At 50.8% G+C, this 3,767-nt stretch carries 2 protein-coding genes, 1 pseudogene and 1 riboswitch; of the genes and pseudogenes, 2 read left to right on the top strand and 1 reads right to left on the bottom strand.

All coding sequences use genetic code 11. The annotated features are described in order from the left end of the window. Positions 1-158: 158 nt before the first annotated feature. Positions 159-1,754 carry a solute:sodium symporter family transporter gene (locus tag PGS25_RS15440; protein ID WP_270419404.1) on the bottom strand — a complete coding sequence of 532 codons (1,596 nt, stop codon included), beginning with the start codon at positions 1,752-1,754 and terminating at the stop codon, positions 159-161. 303 nt (positions 1,755-2,057) lie between these two features. Between PGS25_RS15440 and PGS25_RS15435 the strand changes: the two genes are divergently transcribed. Both PGS25_RS15435 and PGS25_RS15430 read left to right on the top strand, forming a co-directional pair. Beyond that, entirely contained in the window at positions 2,058-2,897 is an 840-nt protein-coding gene (locus PGS25_RS15435) for an AraC family transcriptional regulator (protein WP_270419403.1), read from the top strand. Positions 2,898-3,099: 202 nt separating this feature from the next. Beyond that, positions 3,100-3,190, top strand: a riboswitch (cyclic di-GMP riboswitch). A gap of 280 nt (positions 3,191-3,470) precedes the next feature. Next, a pseudogene (locus PGS25_RS15430) lies at positions 3,471-3,767 on the top strand (hypothetical protein); the annotation flags it as partial.

Raw genomic sequence — 3,767 nt, 5'->3', positions numbered from 1 at the left:
TTGCCCATCCAGCCAGCGCCGATCAGACCGATTTTAATTTCCTTGCTCATAAGTTTTTCCTCCTCAAAAAATCTCAATACCTTTGTTGGATTTTATCGAAAACGCCTTGTGCGTTTCTTACAATGTGAATAGATGAATGGTTTCCGGGGTCCGGCTCATTATCGAGCCAGACCGATCGGAGAGAACAGCGCGTAGACGCAAAGCATCAGGATGAAGCAGGTCAGCGCGGCGGGTTTTACATACTTCCACGGGGTCAGGTCAACAGCCTTGGAATCCTCGAGGATGAAGTCGGTAGCACGGGGCTTGAACTTGCCGATGAGCAGCATCAGTGCCAGGTCTACCGGGAACAGTACCGAAAGAACATACAGGTAATGCACATTCAGCGGCAGGAACTTGGAGATCGAGTACAGGATAACGTGTACGACCAGCGTAATTTTCGGCGCGCAGGCCGGAACGCGCTTGGTGTAGAAGCCTACCAGCACGATCGCGAGGATCGGCATGGAGTAGAAGCCGAAGCACTCCTGCAGGAAGTCATACAGACCGGACGGTGCATTGCTGACGAACGGCGCTACGCAGATGGATACGATCGCAAGACCGGTACCAACGCGCTTGCCTACGCTTACCAGATGAGAGTCGCTTGCGGTCTGGTTGAACAGCGGACGGTGGAAGTCCAGCGTGTAAAGCGTTACACAGCTGTTCAGTGCCGAGTTAAAGGACGACAGGATCGCACCGAACAGAACCGCTGCGATGATGCCGAGCAGCCAGTTCGGAACAACTGTGGTGATCAGAGACGGATATGCCAGGTCGCTGTTTGCCAGGCCGTCTCCGAAGAAGCGGTAAGCCAGCAGACCGCAGATGGTGATGAAGAACGGATCCAGCAGCTTGAGGAATGCGGTGAATACAGCACCTCTCTGTGCCTGTGCCAGATTCTTGGCAGCCAGCGTGCGCTGGATGATGGACTGGTTGGTGCACCAGTAGAACAGGTTGTTGAACAGCATGCCGAGGAACAGAACCGGCCACGGAATCATCGGAGGCAGAGCGTTCGCCGGATTGACCGCGTTGAACTTTTCCGCCGGAACATTGGTGATGAAGTCCTGAATGCCGGCAAGGAAGCTGCCGTTGCCGAGGATGCAGATGGACAGGATCGGGATCAGCAGACCGCCGATCAGCAGACCCACGCCGTTTACGGTATCGGATACCGCAACTGCCTTCAGGCCGCCGAAGATTGCGTAGATGGAACCGATAACGCCGATTGCAACACACAGGATCGCAATACTCTGATAAGAGGTGATGCCAAACAGCTGATCCAGATGGAAAATCTGGTTGAAGGCCAGCGCACCGGAGTACAGTACGGTCGGCAGGTAAGTAAGCATGTAGCCGAGCAGGAACAGGAACGAGATGATCTGCTTGGTGGTGCGGTCAAATCGAACCTCCAGAAATTCCGGAATGGTGGTGATGCCGGCTTTCAGATACTTCGGCAGGAAGATCAGTGCCAGCGCCAGCAGCGCGATACTTGCGTTTACCGACCAGCTCATGGCGCCCATGTTGGTCGAATAGCTTTGTCCGGCCTGTCCGACCAGCTGTTCGGTGGACAGGTTGGTCATTTCCAGTGAACCGGCGATGACCAGACCGGTCAGTCCGCGTCCTGCAAGGAAGTAGCCTTCCTTGGTGGACAGGTTCTCCTCCTTGGTCTTGTACCATGAGATCAAGGCTACAAGACCGGTGAAGGCGATGAATGTTAAAATGATAATCAAATGTTTCAACCCCTCTTCTGAACAAGAAAATCCTATTATATTGTAGAATTTCCTATTCTTGTTTTTTCTTTTCCCTTTGTCTTTTTAACTCAAAAGAAACTATTTTTTGTGTTTTTGTTCGTTTCCCTTTCGTTGTACCTATCATATATCAAATTCTCACATTCATCACTACACAGGATAATAATAAAATATCAAAATTTTATACTTTTTATCAGTATTATTTTTTGATATAATTGTATAAGAAAAGCGAATGACAGCATTTCCATACCATGATATGGTACAAAAAAGGAGTTGACACCAATTATGCTTAACGATATGGGTATTCTGGCAGATTCTGTCCGCTATTACCACGATGCAGATGCCTTCACCGCGACTAACCTGTACCATGTTCCGCACGCAGGCAGCTACCATTGCGACGAAACATACGGTATGCAGCGTAATTATCTGGATATCTGCCAGATGCTTATTGTAGATGAAGGCGAACTGTCGGTCACCTACCGCGGTGAAACACGCACCGCCGGTCCCGGCAGCCTGATCCTGCTTGACTGCAGAGAGCCGCACAGCTATCACGCCCTCACTCCGATCCGCATGCGCTGGTTCCACTTTGCAGGCAACAGCAGCACGGCCTATACACATCTTATCCTCAATACGCACGGGTTCATCCTGCCCACCGGAAGCAATGCCGAGATTGAGGAATGTGTCCGCCGCATCATGGTCTCAGTGCACCAGAACCAGCCCAATCCTCATATTATTTCCCTGACGATCAACAAGCTGCTCGTTCTGCTCGTGCTCGTGCTCGGGGAAAAGAAAAAAAGCGATCTCGAGATCGCCATTCAGGACTCAGCCGACTATATGACGTACAATTTTGCGGACAAGTCGCTCTCCATCGAACACCTGTCCCAGCGTGCTGCGCTCAGCACCTGCTACTATATGCGTAAGTTTAAGGAATACCAGTCAGCAACACCGCATCAGTTTTTGCAGACTGTACGTCTGAGCGCCGCAAAACAGCAGCTGCTCACCACCTCGCAGAGTATTGAGACCATCGCAGATAACTGCGGATTCTCCAGTGCTTCGCACTTCATTATGGCGTTCCGCAAGAGCACCGGCATTACCCCGCATCAGTACCGCACCCAGTGGAAATAAAAAGCACACTCTCCGTACTGCGTCCACCGGATTGAATGGTCGCGTGTACAGACAGGCAAGCGCAGCTGTGCTATCCGAACGGTGATATTCATCAGATTGCTGCACGAAATGTCGTTTTTATGACACGTATTGTATAGCAGACCAGTTGTGCGCTTATACAGATTATGGTATAATAATCGAAAATCAGGTACATATACGGTGCCTGAGAGATAGGCAAACCCACCAAAAGATGGGGGATGCAAAGCCGGAAGGGTCTAAGGCGGCAAAAGCCGCAATGACAGCCGGTTGCAAGCATCAGTGAAGACGCTGTTAACCTCTTCTGCGCTTTATTAGGCAGAAGGAGGTGTACGCCGTCAAAAGAATCTGGCAAGCCGATTTGCGGTGCCATACACTGCTCGCAGAGCAAGTAAAACTCTGCCCTTTTGTGCTGTTCCAACAAAGATATAAAAACGCTTTCAAGTCATGAGTAGCCATGTCTTGAAAGCGTTTTTTTATTTAAATTTAAGCCGTTAAGGCAGATAAAACAAGGAGGGAAAGTTATGAAAAACGATTGTTATCGGCAATAGTATCATTGTGTTTGTTGCGACAATGGCGCCGACTGTGGCGTTTGCGGCGGTCGCAGAACTCGAACGCGAGTACATCCTCCAGCGCCAGCGCAAGGGTATCGCCATTGCCGAGACAAAGAGCCAGTACACCGGACGCAAGCCGATACCGCTGCCGGACAACTACGAGCGGGTTGTTTCCCGATGGCGTGCCGGAGAGATTACCGCAATCGAGGCTATGTGGCAGACTAGACTTAAACCTAACACCGAGTTCATGGAAAACGGTCTGGAGGCCGAGCTGGACGATCAGCTGGGCTACAACCGGTAT

The sequence above is a fragment of the Butyricicoccus sp. AM78-15b2TA genome (assembly GCF_027665985.1).
GTDB lineage: Bacteria > Bacillota > Clostridia > Oscillospirales > Butyricicoccaceae > Agathobaculum > Agathobaculum butyriciproducens.
Note: the sequence above shows the minus strand (reverse complement) of the source record. Positions and strands in the feature narration are given on the sequence as shown.